17 protein-coding genes are annotated in these 23,858 nt (G+C 61.0%); 7 read left to right on the top strand and 10 right to left on the bottom strand.

What is annotated here, in order from left to right; all coding sequences use genetic code 11:
• From LC298_RS09770 to LC298_RS09760, 3 genes are read right to left on the bottom strand one after another with little or no spacing between them, the layout of a single operon-like run.
• A complete protein-coding gene (locus tag LC298_RS09770) occupies positions 1–693 on the bottom strand; it encodes a carbonic anhydrase (protein WP_131569284.1) in 693 nt (230 codons plus the stop codon).
• Positions 694–745: 52 nt separating this feature from the next.
• Positions 746–1,633 carry a pyridoxal kinase PdxY gene (gene pdxY, locus LC298_RS09765; protein ID WP_131569282.1) on the bottom strand — a complete coding sequence of 296 codons (888 nt, stop codon included), beginning with the start codon at positions 1,631–1,633 and terminating at the stop codon, positions 746–748.
• Entirely contained in the window at positions 1,630–1,887 is a 258-nt protein-coding gene (locus tag LC298_RS09760; RefSeq protein WP_131569280.1) for a hypothetical protein, read from the bottom strand. Before LC298_RS09760 ends, pdxY begins: the two co-directional genes overlap by 4 nt.
• A gap of 179 nt (positions 1,888–2,066) precedes the next feature.
• Here LC298_RS09760 and LC298_RS09755 point away from each other — a divergent pair, with 179 nt between their 5' ends.
• Positions 2,067–6,878: an NAD-glutamate dehydrogenase gene (locus LC298_RS09755; RefSeq protein ID WP_131569278.1), complete on the top strand. Its 4,812-nt coding sequence runs from the start codon at positions 2,067–2,069 to the stop codon at positions 6,876–6,878.
• Between the two features lie 17 nt (positions 6,879–6,895).
• Positions 6,896–8,269 (top strand): MFS transporter, encoded by a 1,374-nt coding sequence (locus LC298_RS09750; RefSeq protein WP_131569276.1) that lies wholly within the window; start codon positions 6,896–6,898, stop codon positions 8,267–8,269.
• Here the strand turns inward: LC298_RS09750 and purH are convergent, their stop codons facing one another.
• From purH to htpX, 4 genes are all read right to left on the bottom strand, one after another.
• Positions 8,270–9,886: a bifunctional phosphoribosylaminoimidazolecarboxamide formyltransferase/IMP cyclohydrolase gene (purH, locus tag LC298_RS09745; RefSeq protein ID WP_131569274.1), complete on the bottom strand. Its 1,617-nt coding sequence runs from the start codon at positions 9,884–9,886 to the stop codon at positions 8,270–8,272.
• 121 nt (positions 9,887–10,007) lie between these two features.
• On the bottom strand, positions 10,008–11,561 hold the full coding sequence (locus tag LC298_RS09740; RefSeq protein ID WP_131569271.1) for a heparinase II/III family protein: 1,554 nt from the start codon (positions 11,559–11,561) through the stop codon (positions 10,008–10,010).
• Positions 11,562–11,771: 210 nt separating this feature from the next.
• On the bottom strand, positions 11,772–13,217 hold the full coding sequence (locus LC298_RS09735; protein WP_131569269.1) for an RsmB/NOP family class I SAM-dependent RNA methyltransferase: 1,446 nt from the start codon (positions 13,215–13,217) through the stop codon (positions 11,772–11,774).
• Positions 13,208–14,182 (bottom strand): zinc metalloprotease HtpX, encoded by a 975-nt coding sequence (htpX, locus tag LC298_RS09730; RefSeq protein ID WP_131569267.1) that lies wholly within the window; start codon positions 14,180–14,182, stop codon positions 13,208–13,210. The genes LC298_RS09735 and htpX overlap by 10 nt, the downstream gene beginning before the upstream one ends.
• A 124-nt stretch (positions 14,183–14,306) precedes the next feature.
• Here htpX and LC298_RS09725 point away from each other — a divergent pair, with 124 nt between their 5' ends.
• The 3 genes from LC298_RS09725 to LC298_RS09715 all read left to right on the top strand — a co-directional run bounded on the left by LC298_RS09725 (position 14,307) and on the right by LC298_RS09715 (position 17,692).
• Positions 14,307–14,540 carry a DUF1674 domain-containing protein gene (locus LC298_RS09725; protein WP_131569265.1) on the top strand — a complete coding sequence of 78 codons (234 nt, stop codon included), beginning with the start codon at positions 14,307–14,309 and terminating at the stop codon, positions 14,538–14,540.
• Between the two features lie 206 nt (positions 14,541–14,746).
• Entirely contained in the window at positions 14,747–16,027 is a 1,281-nt protein-coding gene (locus LC298_RS09720; RefSeq protein ID WP_131569263.1) for a TadE/TadG family type IV pilus assembly protein, read from the top strand.
• Positions 16,028–16,396: 369 nt separating this feature from the next.
• On the top strand, positions 16,397–17,692 hold the full coding sequence (locus LC298_RS09715) for an SAM-dependent methyltransferase (protein WP_131569261.1): 1,296 nt from the start codon (positions 16,397–16,399) through the stop codon (positions 17,690–17,692).
• Between the two features lie 52 nt (positions 17,693–17,744).
• Here LC298_RS09715 and acs read toward each other — a convergent pair whose 3' ends face one another.
• A complete protein-coding gene (gene acs, locus LC298_RS09710) occupies positions 17,745–19,697 on the bottom strand; it encodes an acetate--CoA ligase (protein ID WP_131569259.1) in 1,953 nt (650 codons plus the stop codon).
• Positions 19,698–20,016: 319 nt separating this feature from the next.
• On the opposite strand from acs, the gene LC298_RS09705 reads away from it, so the two are divergent.
• Positions 20,017–20,550 (top strand): YcbK family protein, encoded by a 534-nt coding sequence (locus LC298_RS09705; protein WP_131569257.1) that lies wholly within the window; start codon positions 20,017–20,019, stop codon positions 20,548–20,550.
• Between the two features lie 34 nt (positions 20,551–20,584).
• Here LC298_RS09705 and LC298_RS09700 read toward each other — a convergent pair whose 3' ends face one another.
• Positions 20,585–21,568 carry an NAD-dependent epimerase/dehydratase family protein gene (locus LC298_RS09700; protein WP_131569255.1) on the bottom strand — a complete coding sequence of 328 codons (984 nt, stop codon included), beginning with the start codon at positions 21,566–21,568 and terminating at the stop codon, positions 20,585–20,587.
• Between the two features lie 94 nt (positions 21,569–21,662).
• Here LC298_RS09700 and LC298_RS09695 point away from each other — a divergent pair, with 94 nt between their 5' ends.
• Positions 21,663–22,613 (top strand): LysR family transcriptional regulator, encoded by a 951-nt coding sequence (locus tag LC298_RS09695; RefSeq protein WP_131569253.1) that lies wholly within the window; start codon positions 21,663–21,665, stop codon positions 22,611–22,613.
• On the opposite strand, the gene LC298_RS09690 is transcribed toward LC298_RS09695, so the two are convergent.
• Positions 22,558–23,793, bottom strand: a complete 1,236-nt coding sequence (locus LC298_RS09690; RefSeq protein ID WP_131569251.1) for an MFS transporter — start codon at positions 23,791–23,793, stop codon at positions 22,558–22,560. The two genes, LC298_RS09695 and LC298_RS09690, sit on opposite strands and share 56 nt — an antisense overlap.
• Positions 23,794–23,858 lie beyond the last annotated feature (65 nt).

Here is a 23,858-nt window from a genome sequence, read left to right as displayed (position 1 = left end):
CTAGCGCTCCAGCGCAGGCGCAAACGTTTCATTGTCGGGGTCATACACCCAGAGCACGCCTTCCGAGATGTCGAACCAGGCTCCGTGCAGTGTCAGAGCGCCGCTCTCTTCGCGGTCGCGGACATAGGGAAATGTTCGAAGATTTCCAATCGACTTGCTCACCGACATGCGTTCGACCGCGGTTCGCCGGAGGTCGGCCTCCGAAGCTTCCTTGCCGGCCCCAGGATCGTGCGCATGGTCGCATGAACTGGATTCGCCGCCCTTTGCGGCAGCCTCGATTGCCGGGTCGAGCAGACTGATCCAATGTCCGATGGCGTCACCCTCATCGAGCGCCTTGCGGCGCTCGTCGAGAGCGGCTGCCACACCGCCGCAGCGCCCGTGTCCCATGACGACAATATGGCGGACGCCCAAGCTAACGACGGCGAACTCGATGGCTGCCACGGAGGAACGGTACCGTCCCTCTGCATTGTAGGGCGGGACGAGATTGGCGACGTTGCGCAGCACGAAGATCTCTCCCGGACCGGAATCGAATACAATTTCAGGCGCGGCGCGCGAGTCGCAGCAGGCAATCACCAACGTCTCCGGATTCTGACCCTTTAGGGCGAGCTCCTTGTAGCGGTCGGACCGTTGCGAATAAGTGCCGTCGAGAAAGTTCTGATAGCCCTCAAGAAGGTTTTTTGGAAAAGTGCTCATAGGGCAGCCGTAACCTCGAAAGGGATGACGTTCAAGCCTGTTGACGAGCGAATCACGCCCGCTGCGGCGGTGATGGCGATAGCGCCATGTGCCGCATTTGAACCATCGCCATCGGTTTGAGCATGCTTGTTGAATCGGTTTCGAGCATAAGTTCGTCGGCGCCGCGCTTGCACGTGCGCGACACCATTTCGAATACCGAGGCCGTCGCCAGTTGCAGGGCTTTCTCCGGTGATGCTCCCATCAGAATTCGCCCAAGAAACAGCGCGGCCGTCAGGTCGCCGGGTCCGTTCGGGGCGTCCTCGATAAAGCGGTGTTCGGCGAAAACGGCCTTTCCGTGATCTATCAGCAGGTTTCCCGTCCCTCCAGCGAGCAACGGGTGAGCGCTGGTAACGAGCGCGGTTGGCGCGTCGAGGGAAGAGGCGGCCGCGGCAATCGCGTCGTTCGTATCGAGATTTCGGCCGGTCAGCCATTCAAGCTCGAAGCGGTTCGGTGTGACGAGATCGGCACGCGTAAACAGCCTGTCACGGATTTCCTCTGCCACAGCCTCGGACACGTAAAGCCCGCTCCTGTCGCCGATGACAGGGTCGCAAACATGCAGCAGATTCGGATTGACCCGCCGGGCAGCCGCGATGAAGCCGGCAATCGCTTCTGCCTGTTCAGGGGAACCGAGATAGCCGGTCAGCACAGCGCCTACTTCCAACAGATGCGGCGAGGAGGCAAGCGCTTGCATGTAAGCTGCGAATTCCCGGTCGTCCGGTACGATTCGTGGTGCCGGGCCGTGTCCTGGATGCCAAGGCAGTGAAACGGTCGTCACCGCCCAGACGGGAAATCCCAGCGATTCGAGGGCAAAGACGGCGGCGCGGTTGCCGACAGACCCGCGCGCGACATGGCTCGAGATCACGGCAACGGCCGGCCGGCCAGACCCTCCCTGTTGCGTCATCGCGTCAGATAGCCGAACAACCAGATCGCCAGAACCGCGAATGCGACGACCCCAAGGGCGCGCCCGGTACGACGTCCCCAGACTTCTACCGGGTCATTGGGGTCGGCGTCATCGGCGGCCATGTGAGACCGGGCACGATCGACGGTGCGCGCGAAGGTCGATTGCCCGAAGACTTCGGAATCGCGTTCTGCCCGCTCGAGGGTGCGCCGCGCCTCGTTCTCGCGCGAGCGATCGTCTTCTAATTTCCCTGCCATCCCGGTTACCGCAATTTCACATTGAATTTCCGCAGCCTACCGCCGCCGGCATGAGGCAGCAACTGCAGATCGATGGGACTCCCCCCGGCGTAATATTTCTGCTGCATAGCCCGGTCGCTTTGTTATGGTGCGGCTCAGCTTCAACACAACGAAGCAATTGATCGGCACGGGGAGGGGTCATGGCCAAATCGGCAAGCGCATCGGTCAAACGTTATGTTTCGGCTGTGGTCGACCGGTTCGAAGGCTCCGATGAACGCATCAAGGAATTGGCATCCGCCTTGCTCGGCGAGGCGCACCCAGAAGACCTGGCCGTCCTCGACCCGGCGACGGCAAGGGCTGCCATAGCAAAGACTGCGGACGCGCTCGCCCATCATCGTCACGGTGCGTCCGAAGTTCACGTCGAGCCGGTGGGCGAGGACGACTGGTGCGTGGTCTCAATCGTCAACGAAAACATGCCGTTCCTTTTTGACTCCGTGCTCGGCGAGATCAACGACCTGTCCCACAACGTTGCGCTGGTCGTTCACCCCATTCTCGACGTCAAGCACCAGAACGGCAATTTCGAGATCGTCGACAAATCCCGTCCGGGTCTGGCGCGCGAGGACACGATCCGCACGAGCGTGATCCATGTGTTGCTGCGCGACATGTCGCCGGCCGAAGCGAACACCCTCGAGGAAAATCTCAAGGATATCATCTCCCAGGTCAAAAGCGCCGTGCGCGACTGGAAGCCGATGCTGGGCAGGCTCGACGAAGTGATGGAGGAATTGCGCACCGGTATCCTTCCGGTCAGGAAATCCGACGCGAACGAGGCTCTGGCTTTCCTTGAATGGCTCCGGGACAACAACTTCACCCTGCTTGGCATTCGCGAGTACAAATATCGCGGCGGTGAGGCGCGCGGCCAGCTCGTCCGCGCCGACAAGCCGGGTCTGGGAATTCTGAGCGACCCGGACGTGCGGGTAATGCGGCGCGGTGACGAGCCGGTAACGACAACCGCTGAGATCAGGGCGTTTCTCAACAGCCGGGACCTGCTTATCGTCACCAAGGCGAACATCAAGTCAAAGGTCCATCGCCGGTCCTACATGGATTATATCGGCATCAAGCGATACGACGCCAAAGGAAAGCTGGCAGGCGAACTGCGCGTCGTCGGGCTGTTCACATCAACCGCCTATACGCGCTCTGTTACCCGAATACCCTATATTCGCTCGAAGACGGAGGCGGTGATCAGACGCTCGGAATTCGAGCCGGACAGCCACTCCGGCAAGGCGCTGCAAAACGTTCTGGAATCCTATCCGCGTGATGAGCTTTTCCAGATCGACGTCCCGACACTAACCCGGAACGCCCTGGCGATCGTCGCGCTCGCCGACCGCCCGCGGGTTCGCGTGCTGAGCCGGATCGATGCTTTCGACAGGTTCGTTTCCGTGATCGTATTTCTGCCTCGCGAGCGGTATTCCTCATCTGTCCGCGAGGGAGTGGGAAATTACCTGGCGAAGGCCTACAAGGGGCATATTTCGGCCTATTATCCCGCCTTTCCGGAAGGGGCCCTTGCGCGCGTGCACTTTATCGTCGGCCGCCGCGAAGGCAAGACGCCGACGCCGACCCAGGCATCGCTCGAAGCGGACATACTGGCGATCACGCGCACGTGGGAAGACCATTTCCAGGAGGCTGTCACCGCCAGCATCGTCGATGCCGAAACGCGTCAGATGCGCGATGCCGGATTCCCGGAGACCTACCGCGACACGGTCTCGCCCGAGCAGGCTGTGGCCGATCTGAAGCGTATCGCGAAGCTCAGCCCGCGAAATCCGATCGAAGTCGATTTCTACCACCCTGAAGGCACATCCGGAAAAGAAGCGGGCCTGCGAATCTACCACTACGGCGCGCCGGTCGCGCTTTCGGAGCGCGTGCCCATTCTGGAGAATATGGGTTTTCGCGTGATTAGCGAACTGACCTACGCAATCGACGTTACCGCCCGTCTTGGCAATGTTGTCTGGCTACACGACATGAAACTGCAGAGCGGGTCCGGCAAGCTCGTGCCGCTCGATGACGGTGGCGCAATCTTCGAAGACGCCTTCCTTTCCGTCTGGACCGGCGGAAGCGACAACGACACCTATAACGGTCTTGTTCTAGCAGCGGGACTGACCTCAATGCAGGTGACCGTACTGCGCGCTTTCGGCCGATATCTGCGTCAGACCGGCATGCCCTACGGTCAAGTTTACATGGCCGACGCCCTCATCCGCCATCCCTTGCTTGCTCGGCAGTTGTACGACCTTTTCGAGGCCGTCTTCGACCCCGTGCGCCATGCCGATCCCGAGGAGGACACGGCGGTTACGGCGAAACATATTCGGGCAGCAATCGCCGACCAGCTCGCAGACGTGCCGTCGATCGACGACGACCGCATCTTGCGCAGCATCTTTACGGTGATCGACGCGACGCTTCGCACCAACTACTTCAATTCGGCAGTCGGCGGCGCGCCCCGCTCATCCCTGGCCTTCAAATTCGACCCGCGCGCCATTCCCGAACTTCCCGATCCAAAACCTTATCGCGAGATTTTTGTGTTCGGACCGGAGGTCGAAGGCGTTCACCTGCGGTTCGGACCCATTGCCCGCGGAGGATTGCGCTGGTCGGACCGGCCGCAAGACTACCGGACCGAGGTGCTCGGTCTGGTGAAGGCGCAGCAGGTCAAGAACGCGGTTATCGTTCCCGTCGGCGCCAAGGGCGGCTTTTACCCCAAGCGTCTTCCGCAGGGAGGTACCCGCGACGAGGTTTTCGAGGCGGGCCGGGCGGCCTACATCACGTTCATATCGAGCCTGCTGTCGATCACCGACACGCTCGAGGGTGATGCGGTGGTGCCTCCGCGTGCGACCGTGCGGCTGGATGGCGACGACCCTTACTTCGTGGTCGCGGCAGACAAGGGGACGGCCACGTTCTCCGACACCGCCAACGCAATTTCGCAGGAGATGGGTTTCTGGCTCGACGACGCCTTCGCGTCTGGCGGCTCTGCCGGTTACGACCACAAGAAGATGGGCATCACCGCCCGGGGCGCATGGGAGGCGGTCAAGCGTCATTTCCGGGAAATGAACAAGGACATCCAGAGCGAACCGTTCACCGTGATCGGGGTCGGGGACATGTCGGGCGACGTCTTCGGCAACGGAATGCTGTTGTCTGAAAAGATCAAGCTGATCGCAGCGTTCGATCACCGCGACATTTTCATTGATCCGGATCCCGATCCGGAAGCGAGTTTTGCCGAGCGCAAGCGAATGTTCGCGTTGGGCCGTTCGAGCTGGCAGGACTACGACACCTCGAAGCTGTCGAAGGGGGGAGGGATTTTTCCGCGCTCGCAGAAGACGATCACACTCTCCAAGGCCGCCGCAGCCGCTATCGGTCTCGAGAAGACGCGAGCCGCACCGAACGAGATCCTGACGTCGATTCTGAAAGCCGATGTCGAACTGCTCTGGTTCGGTGGGATCGGCACCTATGTCCGTGCGTCCTCGGAGACCAATGCCGATGCGGGCGACAAGGCGAACGACGCGATCCGTATCACCGCCAGGGAGGTCGGCGCGAAGGTGGTGGGTGAAGGCGCCAATCTCGGCCTGACGCAAAGGGCGCGAATCGAGTACGGCCTGCACGGTGGGCGCTGCAATTCCGATGCGATTGACAACTCGGCCGGGGTCAATTCCTCCGACCTCGAGGTCAATATCAAGATCGCGCTCAAGCCCGCCATGGATGACGGCACGCTGCCGCGCAAGGAACGTGACAAGCTACTGGCCGAGATGACCGAAAAGGTTGCCGATCTGGTGCTCGAGAACAACTACCTGCAGACGCTTGCGATCTCGCTCGCCGAACGGCGTGCTTACGCGAACCTGGCGCTGCAGGAGCGTCTGATGGAATCGCTTGAGGATCGCGGCCTGCTCGACCGGAAGGTCGAGTTCCTGCCGGACGAGGAAATGCTCACCGAACGGCGCAAGGCTGGATTGGGGCTTACACGCGCGGAGATCGGCGTTCTGCTGGCCTATGCGAAAATCGTGCTTTTTGACGATATCGTGCGCAGCCCGCTTCCCGACGACCCGCATCTGAAATCGGACCTGATCAACTACTTCCCCCCAAGAATGACCGGGATTTTCGCCGAGCGGATCGAAGGCCACCGGCTTCGCAGGGAGATCATCTCGACGGTGCTGGCCAACGAGGCAATCAACCGGGGCGGTCCGACGCTGATCAGCCGGTTTGAGGATGCAACCGGAATGCTTCCCAGCGGTATTGTGAGGGCTCACGTTGCCGTGCGCGATTCGTATGGAATCGAGCCGCTTTACGCTGCGGTCGACGCACTGGACACAAAAATCGACGGCAATCGCCAGTTGGAGATTTACGACGACATCGCGAATTCGCAACGCATCGCAATCGGACAGTTCATTAAAAATGGTGACAGCAATGCGCGGCTTGACAATGTCGTGGCCGAGCTGGGGGCTGCGGCGCGCCTATTGGAGCCGAAGCTTCTTTCCATCATTCCGGAGTATCAATCCAACTGGGTCAGGGGCCGGCGGGACACGCTGAAAGCGGACGGACTTGCCGAGGCGGTAGCGAGGAAAATCGCAGTTCTGCCAATCCTGGCGATGACACCGGATATCACGTCAGTCGGCAAGGCATCTGCAAGGCCGGTGATCGAAGGCGCGGAAGCGTTTTACGCGGTGACCGAACTGTTCCAGATCGGACGACTGGAACATCTCGCTCATAGCTTGTCGACCGACGACTATTTCGACGGCCTGGCACAGAACCGCGCGCTAGATATCCTTCATGCGGCGCGGCTGGCGATAACCAATGCCGCCTTGTCGGCGGTCACCCCAAATGTCTCGGCAGATGAAGCGGTGGCCGCTTGGCACGCGGCCAACGAACTTCGCATCAGACGCGTGCAGGGGCGGATCAAGGATCTGACCACATCGGGGGATCTCACGGTCTCGCGTCTGACTGTCGCTGCGGGGCTTCTTGCGGATATCGTGTCCTGAGCCATGGCGAAACTCCGATGACCACCGCCGACTCCGATAATCGCCAGAGCGGGGCCGTGCATACCGGCATCCGACGCCGCGGCATCTGGAGCTGGATGCTGTTCGACTGGGCGGCGCAACCGTTCCATACGCTCATCATCACGTTCATTTTCGCGCCCTACTTTGCCGCGCATGTCGCCCCTAATGAAACCGAGGGACAGGCGCTTTGGGGATTTGCTGCTGGAGCGGGGGGACTTGCGATCGCCTTTTTATCGCCCGTTCTCGGCGCAATCTCCGACGCGACGGGTCCGCGTAAACCATGGATATTCGGATTTTCCTTGCTGGGCGCCTTGGGTGTTTTCAGTCTCTGGTACGTAACCCCCGCTGCGGGGGGCGCAATGATCCTCTTTGCGTTGGCGTCGTTCACAATCGCGCTGATCGGATTTGAATTTGCCGCCGTGTTCAACAATGCGATGATGCCGGGGCTTGTGTCGCGCGAACGTCTCGGCGGTCTTTCCGGCAATGCGTGGGCGCTTGGCTATGCCGGCGGACTAATCTGCCTGATATTGATGCTGACGCTAATGGTCGCCAGTCCGGAAACCGGAAAGACCCTCGCTGGGCTCGATCCCGTTCTCGGGTTGAACCCGCAGTTGCTGGAAGGAGATCGCGCATCCGGTCCGTTCACTGCGCTCTGGTACGCAATCTTCATCATTCCGCTATTCCTGTTCACTCCGGATGCGGCGCGGAACACGCGGGTCGCCGGCGCGGTGGTGCGCGGACTGCGCGAACTCCGGCAGACGGTTCGTCACCTGCCGCGCGAGCGCAGCCTGTTCTCGTTTCTTCTCTCCAGCATGTTCTACCGCGACGCCCTGAACGGGCTCTACGCATTCGGGGGAATTTACGCTGTGGGTGTGCTCGGCTGGAGCATCATCCAGCTCGGTGTCTTCGGTATTCTGACCAGCATCACCGGCATCTTCGGGTGCCTGCTCGGCGGATGGCTGGACAACAGGATCGGCACCAAGCGTGTTGTAACCACCTCGATTGTCTGTCTGATTGTGGCAGGCTTCATGGTCGTGTCGACGGGGAGCGCCGAGATATTTTACTTCCCGGTGGCCGCCGGCTCCGTCGCACCGGACGTTGTCTTCTATTGTGCGGGAGCCCTGATCGGCGCGGCCGGCGGCGCCTTGCAGGCGTCGTCACGGCCCTTGCTGGTCGATCAGGCGGAGCCGGACCGGATGGGCGAAGCGTTCGGCCTTTACGCTCTCTCCGGACGGGCGACCGCATTTCTCGCGCCGTGGGGTGTTGGGGTGATGACAACGATTTCCGGTAGTCAGCGAATCGGTATCACGCCGATCCTGATCCTGTTCGTGATCGGATTGCTGTTCTTGATCCCTGTTCGCTCGAAAGCATAGTCAGTGACGGAAATGCCGGACGCCGGTAAAGATCATCGCGAGGCCATGCTCGTCGGCGGCGGCGATGACCTCCTCATCGCGCATTGAACCACCGGGCTGGATGACGGCCGTTGCGCCGGCCTCGACAGCGCTCAGAAGGCCGTCAGCGAACGGAAAGAATGCGTCGGACGCAACCACGCAACCCTGCGTTCGCGGTTCGCCAAGGCCGAGCGCCTGGGCCGCATCCTCGGCCTTGCGGCCGGCGATGCGGGCTGAATCGATCCGACTCATCTGACCGGCGCCAATGCCGACGGTCGCGCCATCGCGCGCATAGACGATGGCGTTGGACTTCACATGCTTGGCGACCCTGAACGCAAATTTGAGGTCATCTAGTTCCGCTTCAGTTGGCTTGCGCTTGGTCACGCAACGAAGGTCGAGATCGTCAATAACAGAATTATCGCGTTCCTGGGCCAAGAAGCCGCCTGCCACCGATTTCACTAACATGCCCTTCTCGCGCGGATCGGCCAACCCACCGGTTACCAGAAGACGAAGGTTCTTCTTCGCCGCGACCATGGCCGCAGCCTCCTCAGTCACGTCGGGTGCGATGATGACTTCTGTGAAGATACGGACGATATGCCGTGCGGCCTCGGCATCGAGCGTTCCATTGAGTGCGACGATGCCGCCAAACGCCGATGTCTGGTCGCATTCGAGCGCCTTGCGGTAGGCCTTGGCGAGCGAAGATCCTGTCGCGACGCCGCAGGGGTTGGCGTGTTTGATGATCGCGACCGACGGCGTCGCCGGATCGAACTCGCTCACCAGTTCGAAGGCGGCGTCCGTGTCGTTGACATTGTTGTAGGAAAGGGCCTTGCCCTGCAGCAGCTGCGCGGTCGCTGCGCCGGGGCGGACCTCGCCGGTGAGGTAGAGACCTGCCGCTTGATGAGGATTTTCTCCATAGCGCATCGAAAGAGACAACGTTCCCCCGACTGCGTGGTGACGGCCAGTGGCGGGAAGGTCGAGGGCTCTCACCATGAAGGCGGAGATCATCGCGTCGTAACTCGCGGTTCTTTGAAAGGCGCGGGCGGCGAATGCCTTGCGCATATCGAGGGTAGATGCGCCGTCGTTCGCAGCAAGCATCGCAAGCACTTCATCATAATCGGCGGGATCGGTCACAACCGTCACGTAGGCGTGGTTTTTCGCCGCCGCCCTAACCATCGCCGGACCCCCGATATCGATATTCTCAATCGTCGTCGGATAGTCGGAACGGGCGGCCACCACCTCCTCGAATGGATATAGATTGATCACCACGAGATCGAAGGGGTCGATTCCATTGTCGGCCATCGCCTGCCGATGCTCCGGGTCATCGCGCACCGCGAGCAGGCCGCCATGGATTGAGGGATGCAGCGTCTTGACGCGGCCATCCATGATTTCCGGAAAGCCCGTAACCGTGGTCACGTCGACGACAGGCACTCCGGCATCAGCGATCGCCTTGCGGGTGCCGCCCGTCGACACCAGCTCGACTCCGGCCTCATGCAGCGACCGGGCGAGATCCACCAGCCCAGATTTGTCCGATACCGACAACAGCGCCCGGCGGATTTCGACCCGGTCCGGCGCGGGAATTTTCTTCGAGGCAACGGTCATGCGATTTCTCACAGCAGGATGGAATATTCGCCCGCTGCTAACATGAACCGGAGGGGGTGCCTATCGCCGTGCTGGTCTTTGCCACAGGAGACCTGGCGCAGGACGGTATACCGGCGGCGCGTCAGTTGCGCTGAAACCGCCAGCCGATGGTGGGAATAGCCGGGAATGTAGCGGAGACCACAATTTGCCGGGTTCGAACCGGTCCAGCCACGCCGGAAAACTGGATAGAGTCCTCAATAGCGACATCACCGGGACTTGCCTTGAAATGCCAGACTTCACCGTGATTGGACACCAGCCTCACGGTCGACACACCAACCATCTCCGGACGAATGGCTGGATGCAGGTGAAAGCGGATGTCGTAATGGCGCTCCACGGCCGAGCCGCTCGCCCTTGCAGGTTTCAGGCGGTCGCGGCCGTCAACCCGTTTGCCGCCATCGAGGAGCGTCATCGATCGCTCATGCCAAACCCCGAACGGCCGCACATACCCGTCATGCTGTGCGACGAACGCAGGCGCATCGGCTTCACTGTCGCGTTCGATCTGAACGGTCGAGGGTCCCGCGACCGATCGCATCGCCTCATCCGGCCGTCCAGCGCCGAACCTGACGAACCGGGCAGAAGACGTGTCCTCGACGACAACGGTCGAGTGGGCGGCAGTCATGCGCGCCAATGCCCGATATTTCTCCCGATTGAGCCTGTCGACCCCGCTGTTGACGACGATGCGCTGGCGGCCGCTGGACATCTCGAACGCGAGGCAGCTTGCGTGACCGAAACTGGCATGGACGCCTGACGGAGGCAGCCCGGTGTCGGCGATAATGACGGTGTCGCCGAGCGCAAGACGCTGATAGCCGGAGTGGGGGGCGTGGCTCATCGGCCGCGCTCCGTTCTGGTCGTGGCGGAGCACGGCGGCGGTCAGCTCCGTGTTGTTGTGTCCCGCGCCGTGAAACATTGCCAGGTGGCCGTCACCGTGGCGATAAAAGCGGAGCGCTGGATACATCCGGTCGATTGCGCGAATGATCTCTTGGGGAACCGGCTTGGAGGCGCTGACATAGCACTGTGCCAGCGGGAGTAGGTCGGCCAGGAGTTCAGCCAAGGTTTCCGGACAGCGATTGACGTGTCCTCCATCGGCGAGAATCTGCAATCGCAGTTGCTGTTCGAGATTTCGTGCCGCCATACGCTCGACCCGGCCCGCAGTCGGGAGCACCTGCGATGCGAAGCACAAGGCAATACGCACCGCCAAGGCTTCGACATCGTCATTCATCGAAGGGGATAGGCCCCGCAGAAAACGGACCTGCCGGGAAAGCGAAGCCATGAAACGCCGATAGAAATCGTGGTCGCTGTTTGTCAGAAGAAGCCGCGAGTACTGCATCCAGGCAATCACTCTCGCGGCTGTGACCCCCAGCTTCCAGGCGGGGCCGGAGAGGCTGCGTCCAGGACCCTGCATCCAGTCATTGACGAGCGCACGCGCGTTCGCGGACGCCAGATCGCTGTCGGCGCCCTGCAGGTGCCTCAGCCACCGGAATCCGTGAATTCGTTCTTCCCATATGGGGGATGGCGGCTCGACCGCAAAAGGCGAGGCGCCGTGGGTCTCGATGACCCGGCCGCCAAGCGAGAATCTTCCCTCGTAAATGTCGCGCGCGACCAACGGATCGCTTGGCCGCAGATCGGGCGGAACCATCTCGAGGCGCTCCGGGACAGGGCCGATGAAGCGCCACGAAAAAACCGGCCCCTTCTGAATACGTTGCCGTACTAGAGACCAGTAGGTACCCGCGCCGGACAGCCAGTACCCGGGATCCCCCAAAAGTGTCGGCCGCCCCAAGGGACCTCCCCTTCATTCATTGCCGAATCAAAGGATATTGATTTGCCAGCGCTTTACAATCGCGACCGCTCAGGAAGGCACGGATATCCGGCGGAAACGGGCGGCAAAAAAGCCATCGACGCCGCTCCGTTCGTGAGCGCCCAGATCGAGATGCGCCGGGGTGAGGCGGAGGAAACCGTGCCGTGTGGTGGACCCGGACAAGCCGGGTGTTTCTTCGGGCAGGACCGGGACGCTTTCAAATTCGGGGTGAGACTCGGCAAATGCGCTCGCAACGTCCTCACCTTCCAGAGAATCGAGAGAGCAGTTGGAGAAGATAATCATGCCACCGGGTGCGACAAATTCGGCGGCACGGTCGAGCATGCGCGCCTGGAGACTGGCCAGCTTTTCAACATTCGCCATCGACTTGGTGAAGGGAACGTCCGGATGGCGGCGCACCGTTCCTGTCGAGGAGCAGGGCGCATCGAGCAGAACATTCTCGAAGGGCGCGTCCGGCCGGAACGCAAACAGGTCCGAGGCGACCGTCTCCAGGGCGTCAGCCAACTTCAGCCGCGACATGTTTTCGCGCAGGCGCTTTAGCCGGCTGTTGGAGGCATCGAGGGCTGTGACCTGCGCTCCGCCATCGGCAAGCTGCGCCGTCTTGCCCCCGGGCGCGGCGCACAGATCAAGCGCTCGCTTGCCTGAAATGTCGCCGAACAATCGGGCGGGGATCGCCGCTGCCGCATCTTGTACCCACCATGCACCCTCAGTGTAGCCGCTGAGCGACGCGACATCGTGCGAACGGCCTTCGAGGCGCAGTGTTCCGGTCGAGAGGACGACTGCGCCGAGCCGTTCCGCCCAGCGTCCCGCTTGGCGCTGTTCGCTTCGCTTCAAGGTAATGTCGATCGGTGCCTCGATACGGTGACGGGCGTCGATAGCGGCTGCGGTCTCCTGTCCGTAGATTGTTTCCAACCGTTGCGCGAACCAAGGAGGCGACCGGCGCGGACGCTCGCGGATGCCTGCAATCAATTCGTCCTTTTCCCGCGAAGCGCGGCGAAGGAGGGCATTTACAAGTTTTCCGAAACGCCTTGTGCGCGGATCATCGTTTGCCGCGGTCACGGCCAGATCGGCGGCGCTGTGATCGGGAACGTCAAGAAAGAGGATCTGCGCAAGCCCGGCCACCAGTATATGGCGTACGGGCGATGCCCCGGCGGGAAGTGGCTTGCCCATGAATCCGTCGACGATGGCCGACAAATCGCCGTGATGGCGCAGCGCGGACAGAAGAATGGCTCGGACGAGGGCGCGGTCTCGAACATCAAGCGCGAGGTAGTGGGGATGACCGTGATTCTCATCGGTCAGGCCGTCCATCGACGTGCCGGCATCCAGGATAGCTCCCAGAAGCCTGTGAGCCGTTTTCCGAGCTATTAGGCCCGGCTTGGCAGCCGATCGTGCGAAAGATACTCCGGTCTTGGTTTCAGCTTTCTTCACTCTACTGGGGGAGTTCCGGCTTTGGCCGCCTCGGGGCGCACTCAACCCCATGGCCCTTGATCATCTGGCTTGCCCCGGCCCCATCTATGCTGGCCGGTTCTTGGAATCCCGGACGACCCCGGCCCGGTGGGTTTCGCAGCTGGCGTATCGAGCCGGTTCCCGTCTCCGTGGTCGAGGTCTTCGGCCAGCGCCATCAGAGCCCGGATACGGTTGCCGGTGTCCGGGTGCGTGGAAAAGAGGTTGTCGGCGCGCTGTCCGTTCAGGGGGTTGATGATGAACATGTGGGCGGTCGCCGGATTCCGTTCGGCGGCGACATTGACGTGCCGGCCGGCCGCCGCGGCGATTTTTTTGAGCGCCGAGGCAAGCCATTCCGGATTTCCGCAGATTTCCGCACCGCGGCGGTCTGCCGAATATTCGCGTGTCCGGCTGATCGCCATCTGAACGATCATCGCCGCGAAGGGAGCGACGATCATCGCCAGCAGAATGCCGACTATCCCGAGGGGATTGTTGTTGTCTCGCGAACCCCCGAAAAAGAAGGCGAAGTTGCCGAGCATCGAGATCGCACCCGCCAGCGTTGCCGTGACTGTCATCGTCAGCGTATCGCGGTTTTGAACATGCGCGAGTTCATGCGCCATGACACCGGCGACTTCCTCGCGGCTCAGGCGTTCAAGGAGGCCGGTCGTGGCTGCAACGGCAGCGTTTTCCGGGTTGCGGCCGGTGGCGAAGGCATTGGGCTGATCGCTCTGTATCAGATAGACCTTCGGCATAGGCAGCCCGGCTCGTTCGGCCAATGCCTCAACAATGCCGTGATATTCGGGCGCCGACCGGCGATCCACCTCCACCGCATTATGCATCCTCAGAACCATCTTATCGGAATTCCAGTAGCTGAAGGCGTTCATGACGACGGCGATCGCCAGCGCGACCATCATTCCGCCCGTGCCACCGATCAAATAGCCGATGCCCATGAAGAGCGCCGTCATGAAGGCGATCAGCATTGCCGTTTTGACAAGGTTCATGTGCATTTCTCCGAAACACGCGCAGCAGTGGATTCCTGCTTTGATTGCATAATATAGTGTGTCGGAGAGTGGCTGTTTTCAACCTTCCCAACCAGGAGGAAATCCGAGGTGCCCAGGTAACGATATGGTTTCAGATCAGAAGGCGCAGACGAAAGCCGCGCAAACTGCTGCGGATGATGAAGGTGCGCCGGTCGCCAGTCTCACGCCCGCGGCACGCCGGGCACTGGACGAAGCGGCACAGCGTCGCGAGCAGCGTCTTGCGGACGAAAACTCCAAGCGCGAAATCGGCGGTCGTGGAGGCAAGGATCCTGCGCGCTACGGCGATTGGGAGGTAAAGGGGATTGCTGTCGATTTCTAAGCTATTGTTCCCGCGTCTAAGCGGGAAGCCACCAAATTTTTCGGAAAATTTCCCTGTTGGCCATCACTTGGCATAAACCCTGGTTTCGTCACCGCCGGAGTCATTTTGGGCTTTTAACCACAGGAAAAGAAGTTTGACTTAGCCTCCCGGCAAATCGGTGTGGCGCGCACTCAATCCGGGCGCGGCGCGCGCTTGGGAGTCAGAGTATGGGCAAATTACCGGATCGCATACGAGGGTTTCGCCAGGACCGGCAGGGAAATTTCGGCGTGATGTTTGCTGTCAGCGCCACAGCGTTGCTGATGGCGGGCGGCATGGCAATCGACGTATCTCGTATGTTTTCGACGGAGTTGAAACTCTCGCAGGCCGTTGACGCGGCAGTGCTGGCGACCACCCAGGGGTTAACGCTGGGCGATATCAAGGAGAAGGACGCGGACGAAAAGATCAGAGCCTATCTCGACGCCAACCTAGACGGCCGCAACTTTGATCCTTCCGCCGTAACCATCGACGCAATCGTGATCGACAAGGCCACCAGGACCCTAACCGTCGATGCGCACACCCAGATGCCGATGACCATGACGGGCATTTTCGGTTACGACCGACAGCGCGTCGCAGTTTCGTCGAAGGCAAAGTATTCGCAGAACGCGATTGAAGTGGCGATGGCGCTCGATGTCACGGGATCAATGAAGAACCCGATTTCCGGGACATCGACAAGGAAGATCGACGCCCTCAAGAAAGCTGCAAAGAGCGGTATCGCCACACTGCTTCTGGATCCAGCGTTGAAAGATCGTGTTCGTGTCGCACTTGCTCCCTATTCGGCAGGCGTCAATGCCACCCCGGTAATCGACAAGATCGTCACTACAACGTGGTCGAAAGGGTGTGCTTACGAACGTACGGGCCCGGAAAAATACACCGATACGTTCGCAACGGCGAAAGCGAAGATCGGTTCGGAAGCATTTGCCAGGGTGGGCGGCCGGTTTCCTTGGGATTGCCCGAGCGCGCCCATTGTTCCGCTCGAACAATCGCAAGCCGTTCTTAACAGCAACATCGACGCACTGGGAACCGGCGGATGTACTGCAGGCCAGGTGGGTGTAGCGTGGGCCCAATATCTGCTTTCGCCCAAATGGAACGCAGCATGGCCGGCGAAATCGCAAGCCGCTCCGTATTCGGGCGCCGGCACGAGCAAATACGCCATCATCATGACTGACGGCGCGTTCAACTTCCATGGCACCACGTCGAGATTCTGCGATCAGACCGTCAAGTCCGAGCGATACGCGAAACGCATATGCGATCAGATGAAGGCAAATGGCATCAATGTCTACTCGATTGCCTTCAGCGCGGAAGTCGAAGCTGAGATGATGATGAAGGAATGCGCTTCGACCAACACTGCGTCCAACACCTATTACTACTCGGCCACCGACGAGGCCGGACTGGAAGAGGCGTTCGTGTCGATCGCAGAGGATATAAAGGGATTGCGGCTGGTCAATTGAGTTCTGGGCGTTTCGCCCGCAGGAGCGAAGAAGGCCGCCTTTTGGGCGGCCTTCGCAATTCCGGCGTCCGGCTGGTCGTCAATCTGGATCGCGGTTGACGCACTATCCGGTTGCACAGATCTCTCGACGCGTCAGAGGCTGCTCCGACGGTTGAAGATCCGCAAAGACCGCCCCGGCACCATAGAACCACTCGACATCGGATCACCTCCTCTCGCTTGTTGAACACATGGTGAATATGGGAAGGTTCATCCCAAACGCCAAGCCCCGGGCGATCAAAGACAGTTGTTTGTTGCTTGCGACGGCCTGAAGGCGTTTGCATGGATGCGCGCCGTATATTGCAATGGCTTCATTGACAGACGGGAGACCTGGATGGGTAGAGCCGGACGCCTGAAGTCCTTCGTGAAACTCCTCGCGCACATGCGCGAAGTCCTGCAGATCGATCTCGGTTTCATATTGTGGGACGGCGTAACCGTTCCGCACGACCTCGCATCTGATGCGTTCGCCGTGGTGATCGCCGATGAAGGCGCGGTCGCCGCCATGACCCGCAGACCGAAGATGGAAACACTTCTCAACCTCTGGGTCGCACGACGCGTTGACCTGAGGAACGGCGGCATCTTCGATCTCGTTAAGCAGAAGCCGAAGGTGCGCACGCGCGATATCCGCAGGTCGGCCAACAAGCTGCTCGCGTTCAACACCGCCCGCAAATTCTGGTTCGTTGATCGCGGAGAGCCGTGGCCGCTGGAAACACAACCCGACGAGGCTCCGAGCGACGGAAGCCGCGCCGAGAACGAAAAGAACATCCAGTACCACTACGATGTCTCCAATGCCTTCTATGCGCTGTTTCTCGACAAGGAGATGGTCTACACGTGCGCCTACTGCACCGACTGGGATAACGACATCGACCGGATGCAGGCCGACAAACTCGAATTGATCTGCCGGAAACTCCGTCTCAAGCCCGGCGAACGCATGCTGGACATCGGCTGCGGTTGGGGAGCCTTGTCCTGCTACGCAGCGCAGAATTACGGCGTCAGCACGCTCGGCGTCACACTGTCCACCCAGCAGGTCGAATATGCCAACGCAAAGGCGAAACGTCTCGGCATAGATGACCGCGTGAAATTCGAACTGGCGGATTATGCCACCGTTCAGGGAACGTTCGACAAGGTCGCCGCGATTGGCATCCAGGAGCATATAGGCATCGATAACTACCCGACCTATTACCGCACTGTGAAACGTGTGCTGAAACCTGATGGTCTGTTCCTGCACCACGCGATCACCAGGCCCGCCAAGGCGGATGCGAAAGCCAACCGACGCAAGAACGAGGAGTTTGCGTTGCTGACGAAATACATCTTTCCGGGCGGGGAACTCGACAATATCGGCAACACAGTGATGAACCTAGAACAGCATGGCTTCGAAGTTCATGACGTCGAGGATTTGCGGGAGCACTACCAGCGCACCTGCAAGCATTGGCACGACCGGCTCGTTGCAAATTACGAAGCAGCGGTGGCCGAGGTCGGCGAGGTCAAGACCAGGCTGTGGCTGCTCTATCTCGGCGGGTGCTCGATCGCGTTCGAGCGCAATGGCGTCCGTCTCTACCAGACGCTCGTCTCGCACAAGCGGCGCGGCCCGAGCGGCCTGCCGCCGACGCGGGGGGATCTTTATCGCTGATACGCATACGGGAGCCGAAGCTCCCGTCCCCGCTGCTCCAACTCAGGGGTCCTCACCCCTTCCGGTTCTGCCGGTTTTCGACCAGATCGTCGACCACGGCCGGATCGGCGAGCGTCGAGGTATCGCCGAGCGAGCCGAAATCGTCCTCGGCGATCTTGCGCAGGATGCGCCGCATGATCTTGCCGGAACGGGTCTTTGGCAGGCCGGGCGCGAACTGGATCTTGTCGGGCGAGGCGATCGGGCCTATCTCGCTGCGCACATGGCCAACGAGTTCCTTGCGAAGGTCGTCGCTCGGCTCCTTGCCGTGCATCAGCGTTACGTAGCAGTAGATGCCCTGTCCCTTGACGTCATGCGGATAACCGACGACCGCCGCCTCGGACACCGCATCGTGACTGACCAGAGCCGACTCGACTTCTGCGGTGCCCATGCGGTGGCCAGACACGTTGATCACATCGTCGACGCGGCCCGTGATCCAGTAATAACCGTCCTCGTCGCGCCGGCAGCCGTCACCGGTAAAATACTTGCCCTTGTAGGTGGAGAAGTAGGTCTGGATGAATCGCTCGTGGTCGCCGTAAACCGTGCGCATCTGGCCCGGCCACGAGTCGATGATGCACAGATTGCCGTCGGCCGCGCCCTCCAGAACGTTCCCCTCATTGTCGACGAGTTGCGGCTGCACGCCGAAGAACGGGCGGGTGGCGGATCCCGGCTTGAGATTGGTAGCGCCCGGAAGCGGCGTGATCAGTATGCCGCCGGTTTCGGTCTGCCACCACGTATCGACGATCGGGCATCGCCCGTCCCCGACGACATTGTAATACCATTCCCAGGCTTCGGGATTGATCGGTTCGCCGACGGAACCAAGCGTGCGCAGTGACTTGCGCGAGGATTTCGTCACATGTTCGTCACCGGCCCCCATCAATGCTCGGATCGCGGTGGGCGCGGTGTAGAAGATGTTGACCTGGTGCTTGTCGACGACGTCCCAGAAGCGCGACGGGGACGGATAATTCGGCACGCCCTCGAACATCAGGGTTGTCGCGCCATTGGCCAGCGGCCCGTAGACGATATAGGAATGGCCTGTCACCCATCCGACATCGGCTGTGCACCAGTAAATGTCTCCGGGATGATAGTCGAAGACATATTCATGCGTCATTGAGGCATACACGAGATAGCCGGCCGTTGTATGCAATACGCCCTTTGGTTTTCCGGTCGATCCCGACGTGTAGAGAATGAAAAGTGGATCCTCCGCCTTCATCTTGGCCGGCGGGCACTCCGGTTTCGCCTTGGCCATTTCCTGATGGTACCAGAGGTCCCGGCCCTCGACCCAGTTGACCTTCGCCGATGTACGCTGGACGACCAGGACCTTGTCGACCTTGGCTCCGTCGCGCGCCGCGATCTCGATCGCCTTGTCGGTATTGGCCTTCAGCGGAATCGTCTTGCCGCCGCGCAATCCCTCGTCGGCGGTGATGACAAAGCGCGAGTCGCAATCCTCGATTCGTCCCGCCAGAGCGTCCGGCGAAAAACCGCCGAAAACGATCGAATGAACCGCCCCGATCCGCGTGCAGGCTAGCATCGCATAGGCCGCTTCGGGGATCATCGGCATATAGATCGTGACTCGGTCGCCCTTCTTGACGCCGTTCGACTTCAACACATTGGCGAGGCGGCAAACGTGCTCATGGAGTTCCTTGTAGGTGATTTTCTTGTCGTCGTAGGGATTGTCGCCTTCCCAGATGATCGCGACCTGGTCGCCCCGCTTCTTCAAGTGGCGGTCGATGCAATTGTAGGAGACGTTTGTCACTCCGTCCTCGAACCACTTGATCGAAACCTTGCCCTTGAACGATGTATTCTTGACCTTCGTAAACGGCGTGAACCAGTCGATACGCTTGCCGTGCTTGGCCCAGAATTTTTCCGGTGACTTGACGCTTTGCTTGTACCATTTGAGGTACTTGTCGTCATCGATCAGGGCGCGCTTCTTCGCCTCCGGCAATACGCGGTGAACTGGACTGGACATTCTGGCTCCTCCCCGAAAAACAAACACAGTCGAACGGTCAGCATCCACAAAAAAAGTCGTCGTAAAAGTCTTTTCTGCGAGGCCCGACGGGAGCGGTTTATACAAATTGCCCCCGGAACGTAAATTAGACCATGGACTTCCCCCGACCAGAACAAGCCCGGACGTCAGCTGCCAATGTTACAAGGGGATTCGATCCGTGATTTGAAAGGCTTCAGGTGATTTCTTAATGGCGGGCCAGCAATGGCCGGGATGGGAGGGGTTCGGCCGATCATGAAATCACCGGCGGAATTCGCCGGTTCATGAAACGGGACAACCGAACATGAACTCCTTCCACTCCGCCGTGCGGCGCGCGGTGCCGACGCTCGCTTTTCTCCTGTTGTGCGCTGTATTCGTAACGCTCGCAACGGGGGCGTCCGTGGCCAAGCCCGACAACCCTTGGCGCAGCGTCGCGGTTTTCGACACCGACGAGGATCATGCGCACCATATTCTTGAACCCTCACCCTTCGACGGCATGAGCGAACTGCAGCTTGCCGCCGTTCCCCGCGGCAACCGAATTCACTATAACGCGCCCTCCAAATGCGTGCCTTCGCGATTGAAGGGGGTCTTGGAAGCGGTTGCGAACAAGTTCGGGCCGATTACCGTAAACTCGACCTATCGGAGTCCGAAAAAGAACAGACGGGCGGGAGGCAAGAAGCGGTCCTACCATCTGACATGTGCCGCCGTCGATTTTCGCGTTCATGCCAGCACCAAGGGTCTGACGGCATTCCTTCGCAGCCAGAAGGCCGTGGGCGGATACAAGCGCTACAAATCGGGCTTCTACCACATCGATACGGGCCCCAAACGAACTTGGTGAGTGCCTGAAGGCTCACACATTCCGTTGCCTCCGCTCAGGGGATTGGAACCGCACCGCTACCGGCGGTTTCCTTTCCCCTGCGCCCATCCAGCGCCAGATCGGTGATCGCCTCGCGCAGCGCCACCGGCAACGGCCGATGCGGCTCCGCTCCGAGAAATGCCTCCAGCTTATCATTGGCAAGCGAGTGCGGCACGCGCCAGAGATAGGACATCTTTGCCACTTCTCTCAGAAGGGGGCTGAAGATGCCGACTAGCCGAAGAAACGGCCAGGGCACGCCCGCCCTTTTCAGCGGCCGCCCGACAGCCCGTTCGGCGGCGGCATGCATTCGGGCCCCCGAGACAGCATAGCCTCGGAAATGAAAGGTCTCGAAAGCTGCACATTGATCCAGCTTCTCGGCCACTCGCGCAAAGGTTTCGGCGAGATCGGGCAAATAGGCGAACGCGTGGGGGAGTTCCCACGGGCCGGGCCAGACGAACCGGTCCTTCTTCAGGTCCCTGAGGATCATCAGGTCGAGCCAGCTCTCGGCGCGCGATCCGCCGAAGAAATCGCCAGCCCGAATGACGATGGTCTGCACGCCGCACTCCGCCGCCGCGCGCTCGAAGAGCGCTTCCATCGCGATGCGCAGCCGCGCCTTTTCGGTGTCGCCGGACGGCGGCATGGTTTCGAAAGTGTCAAATCCGACTTTGGTGCCGAAATTGTATATATTGCCGGGAAACATCACCGTCGCGCCGGTCGCCTGCGCCGCCGCGAGGACGTTTTCGGCAAGCGGCATCACCGTTTCGGTCCATTTGTCGTAGGCCGGATTGAGCGCATGCACGATCACGTCGGCACCCTCGCAGGCCCGAATCAGCGCCTCGCGGTCGAAGGCATCCGCCGTCACCGGTTCGACGCCCGGCGCCAGCGTCGAGACCTTCGCGCCGCGCGCCACGCCCCGGACCCGCCAGCCGGCCTTCAGAAACGCCCTTGCCACCGCGTCGCCACTGCGTCCTGCAGCACCCAGAATTGTCACCGTCTGCATTTTTTCTCTCCATCGGTCATTTGCCGCAGACGGTGTAGGAATTACAAAAATGAATGAATATACATGATCATGGAGCAATGATATTCATAAATGAATGGATGCCAAACGTTTCGACTGGAACCTGATCAAGAGCTTTCTCGCCGTCCTCGACGCCGGAACGCTTTCGGGCGCTGCGGAGACAACCGGAATTTCGCAGCCGACGCTCGGCCGTCACATCGACGAAATGGAAACACGAACCGGGCTGGTTCTGTTCGAGCGCGGACGGGCCGGCATGACGCCGACTCCAAATGCCCTGGCGCTTGCCGAGGAGGCCCGCGTCATGCAGGCTGGCGCTGCCGCCTTCGCGATGGCTGCGGCCGGGCGCGAGACCGCCGTCGAGGGCGTGATCCGTATCACCGCCAGCGAGATCATGTCGAACTACGTACTGCCCGCCATTCTGATCGAGTTGCAGGAGGCGGAGCCGGCGCTGGAGATCGAACTGGTTGCAACCAACTCGGTCGAAAACCTGCTCGCCCGCGATGCCGACATCGCTGTGCGCATGGTACGCCCGACCCAGAACGACCTGATTGCCCGCAAGGTCAACGACTTCGCCATGGGGGCCTATGCCCGCGGCGACTATCTGGCCCGGTACGGCACGCCGCAGACCGTGGAGGACCTGGCCGCCCACCGTCTCATCGGCTATGATCGCTCGGATCTGATCGAGCGCGGCATGATGCGGCTTGGCATACGCTTCGACCGGTCGCTGTTCCGGTTCCGCACCGATCACCAGGTCGTCTACTGGGAGCTGGTCAAGGCCGGTGCCGGCATCGGTTTTGGACCGCGTTTCGTCGCCGCTCAATCGCCCGGTCTGGTCCGCGTCTTCGCAGACTTTGATATTGAACCGCTGCCTGTCTGGCTCACCTCGCATCGCGAATTGAAGCACAGCGCCAAGGTGCGCCGCGTCTACGACTTTTTGGCCGAACGGCTGTCTGCGCTCCGCCTGGGAGAGATCACTCCCGAAGCGAACGCAGGGACAGGGAAAGAAGGCCCGTCGCCAGCAAGATGACGGCGAATGCCGCGAAGATAATGGCAAGACCGGTCCTTTCGGCGACGAAGCCGAGGACAGCGGGGGCGGTCAGCGCGCCGGAATAGCCGAAGGCCGTCACGATGCCGATCCCGATCGCCGGCTCGACGCCCTTGAAGCGCCCCGCGGCGGAAAAGACGATCGGCACCATGTTCGCCAATCCGACGCCGCAGACGAGGAAGCCACCGATCACCACGGGAAGCGCGGCGCCCAACCCGGCAATGGCGAACCCGACGCTCGCGATCAGCGACGAAATCAGGAATGTTCTTGCATCGCCCAGCCTTTCGCGCAGGCCGTCGCCGAGAAACCGCATCAACGCCATGGTGCCGGAGAAAGCGGCAAACGCATAACCGGCATAGGCTATGTCAGCCTTGTGTTCCTGCGCCAGATAAAGCGCGCTCCAGTCGAGAATGGAGCCTTCGGGAACGAATGACAGGAATGCGCAGAGGCCGAGAATGTAAATGCCGGCCCCGGTCGGTAGCAACGCCAGAACCTTGCCGAGCGACCAGCCGTCGCTATCGGCCTCGTCGCCGATGGCCATGACCTTGGCGTCCCGCAAATAGTAGTATTGCGCGGCCAGGACGATGATTCCGGTCAGAACGAGTACCCCGACCGAATGGCCGATGTCTCCGAAGCGAACGAGCATCCATCCGCCGAGAGGCGCGCCGGTCAGGCCGCCAAGGCTCCAGAAACCGTGGCAGGAAGACATGATCGCGTGTCCGCGTGCCTTCTCGACGCTGACGGCGTTGGCGTTCATCGCCCCATCCATGGCGCCGAGGAAGATCCCGAGCCAGAGCATGGTAAGCGCCGTCATCGCAAGCGAGGGCGAGAGCGAGATCAACAACAGCGCCGGGGCGAGCATCAGCGAGGTCCAGCGGACAATCCGGTCGGACCCGTAACGCGTGGTCAGAACGGCGCCGGCCAGCAAAGATATCAGCGCGCCAAGGCCGAACATGATCACCAGTGCGCCAAGGACCGACTCGGTGATGCCGAGCCTTGCGGCCAGGACCGGGATTTTCGGGGCCCAATGACCGACGACGAAGCCGTTCGCGAAAAATGCCGCCGACACGGCCCAGCGGGCCTGCCGAATCCGACGCGGATGGGCATTTCGCAACGGGCCCGCAGCGTCAGCCGCCGCGCCGATCGTTTCTGTAGTCTTCATCTGCAATATCCTGATGTCGCGAACCCGCCGTCCCGGGCGCCTTGGGAGGGGCTCGGCCCTGAACG

The sequence above is a fragment of the Oricola cellulosilytica genome (assembly GCF_019966575.1).
GTDB lineage: Bacteria > Pseudomonadota > Alphaproteobacteria > Rhizobiales > Rhizobiaceae > Oricola > Oricola cellulosilytica.
The sequence above is the reverse complement of the archived record's forward strand: the minus strand, read 5'-3'. Positions and strand labels throughout refer to the sequence as shown.

Bases quoted from the DNA above. Each gene is read 5' to 3' on its own strand.
- LC298_RS09770 (WP_131569284.1), bottom strand. From the start codon at position 693: ATGAGCACTTTTCCAAAAAACCTTCTTGAGGGCTATCAGAACTTTCTC.
- pdxY (WP_131569282.1), bottom strand. From the start codon at position 1,633: ATGACGCAACAGGGAGGGTCTGGCCGGCCGGCCGTTGCCGTGATCTCG.
- LC298_RS09760 (WP_131569280.1), bottom strand. From the start codon at position 1,887: ATGGCAGGGAAATTAGAAGACGATCGCTCGCGCGAGAACGAGGCGCGG.
- LC298_RS09755 (WP_131569278.1), top strand. From the start codon at position 2,067: ATGGCCAAATCGGCAAGCGCATCGGTCAAACGTTATGTTTCGGCTGTG.
- LC298_RS09750 (WP_131569276.1), top strand. From the start codon at position 6,896: ATGACCACCGCCGACTCCGATAATCGCCAGAGCGGGGCCGTGCATACC.
- purH (WP_131569274.1), bottom strand. From the start codon at position 9,886: ATGACCGTTGCCTCGAAGAAAATTCCCGCGCCGGACCGGGTCGAAATC.
- LC298_RS09740 (WP_131569271.1), bottom strand. From the start codon at position 11,561: ATGGTTCCGCCCGATCTGCGGCCAAGCGATCCGTTGGTCGCGCGCGAC.
- LC298_RS09735 (WP_131569269.1), bottom strand. From the start codon at position 13,217: ATGGGGTTGAGTGCGCCCCGAGGCGGCCAAAGCCGGAACTCCCCCAGT.
- htpX (WP_131569267.1), bottom strand. From the start codon at position 14,182: ATGAACCTTGTCAAAACGGCAATGCTGATCGCCTTCATGACGGCGCTC.
- LC298_RS09725 (WP_131569265.1), top strand. From the start codon at position 14,307: ATGGTTTCAGATCAGAAGGCGCAGACGAAAGCCGCGCAAACTGCTGCG.
- LC298_RS09720 (WP_131569263.1), top strand. From the start codon at position 14,747: ATGGGCAAATTACCGGATCGCATACGAGGGTTTCGCCAGGACCGGCAG.
- LC298_RS09715 (WP_131569261.1), top strand. From the start codon at position 16,397: ATGGGTAGAGCCGGACGCCTGAAGTCCTTCGTGAAACTCCTCGCGCAC.
- acs (WP_131569259.1), bottom strand. From the start codon at position 19,697: ATGTCCAGTCCAGTTCACCGCGTATTGCCGGAGGCGAAGAAGCGCGCC.
- LC298_RS09705 (WP_131569257.1), top strand. From the start codon at position 20,017: ATGAACTCCTTCCACTCCGCCGTGCGGCGCGCGGTGCCGACGCTCGCT.
- LC298_RS09700 (WP_131569255.1), bottom strand. From the start codon at position 21,568: ATGCAGACGGTGACAATTCTGGGTGCTGCAGGACGCAGTGGCGACGCG.
- LC298_RS09695 (WP_131569253.1), top strand. From the start codon at position 21,663: ATGGATGCCAAACGTTTCGACTGGAACCTGATCAAGAGCTTTCTCGCC.
- LC298_RS09690 (WP_131569251.1), bottom strand. From the start codon at position 23,793: ATGAAGACTACAGAAACGATCGGCGCGGCGGCTGACGCTGCGGGCCCG.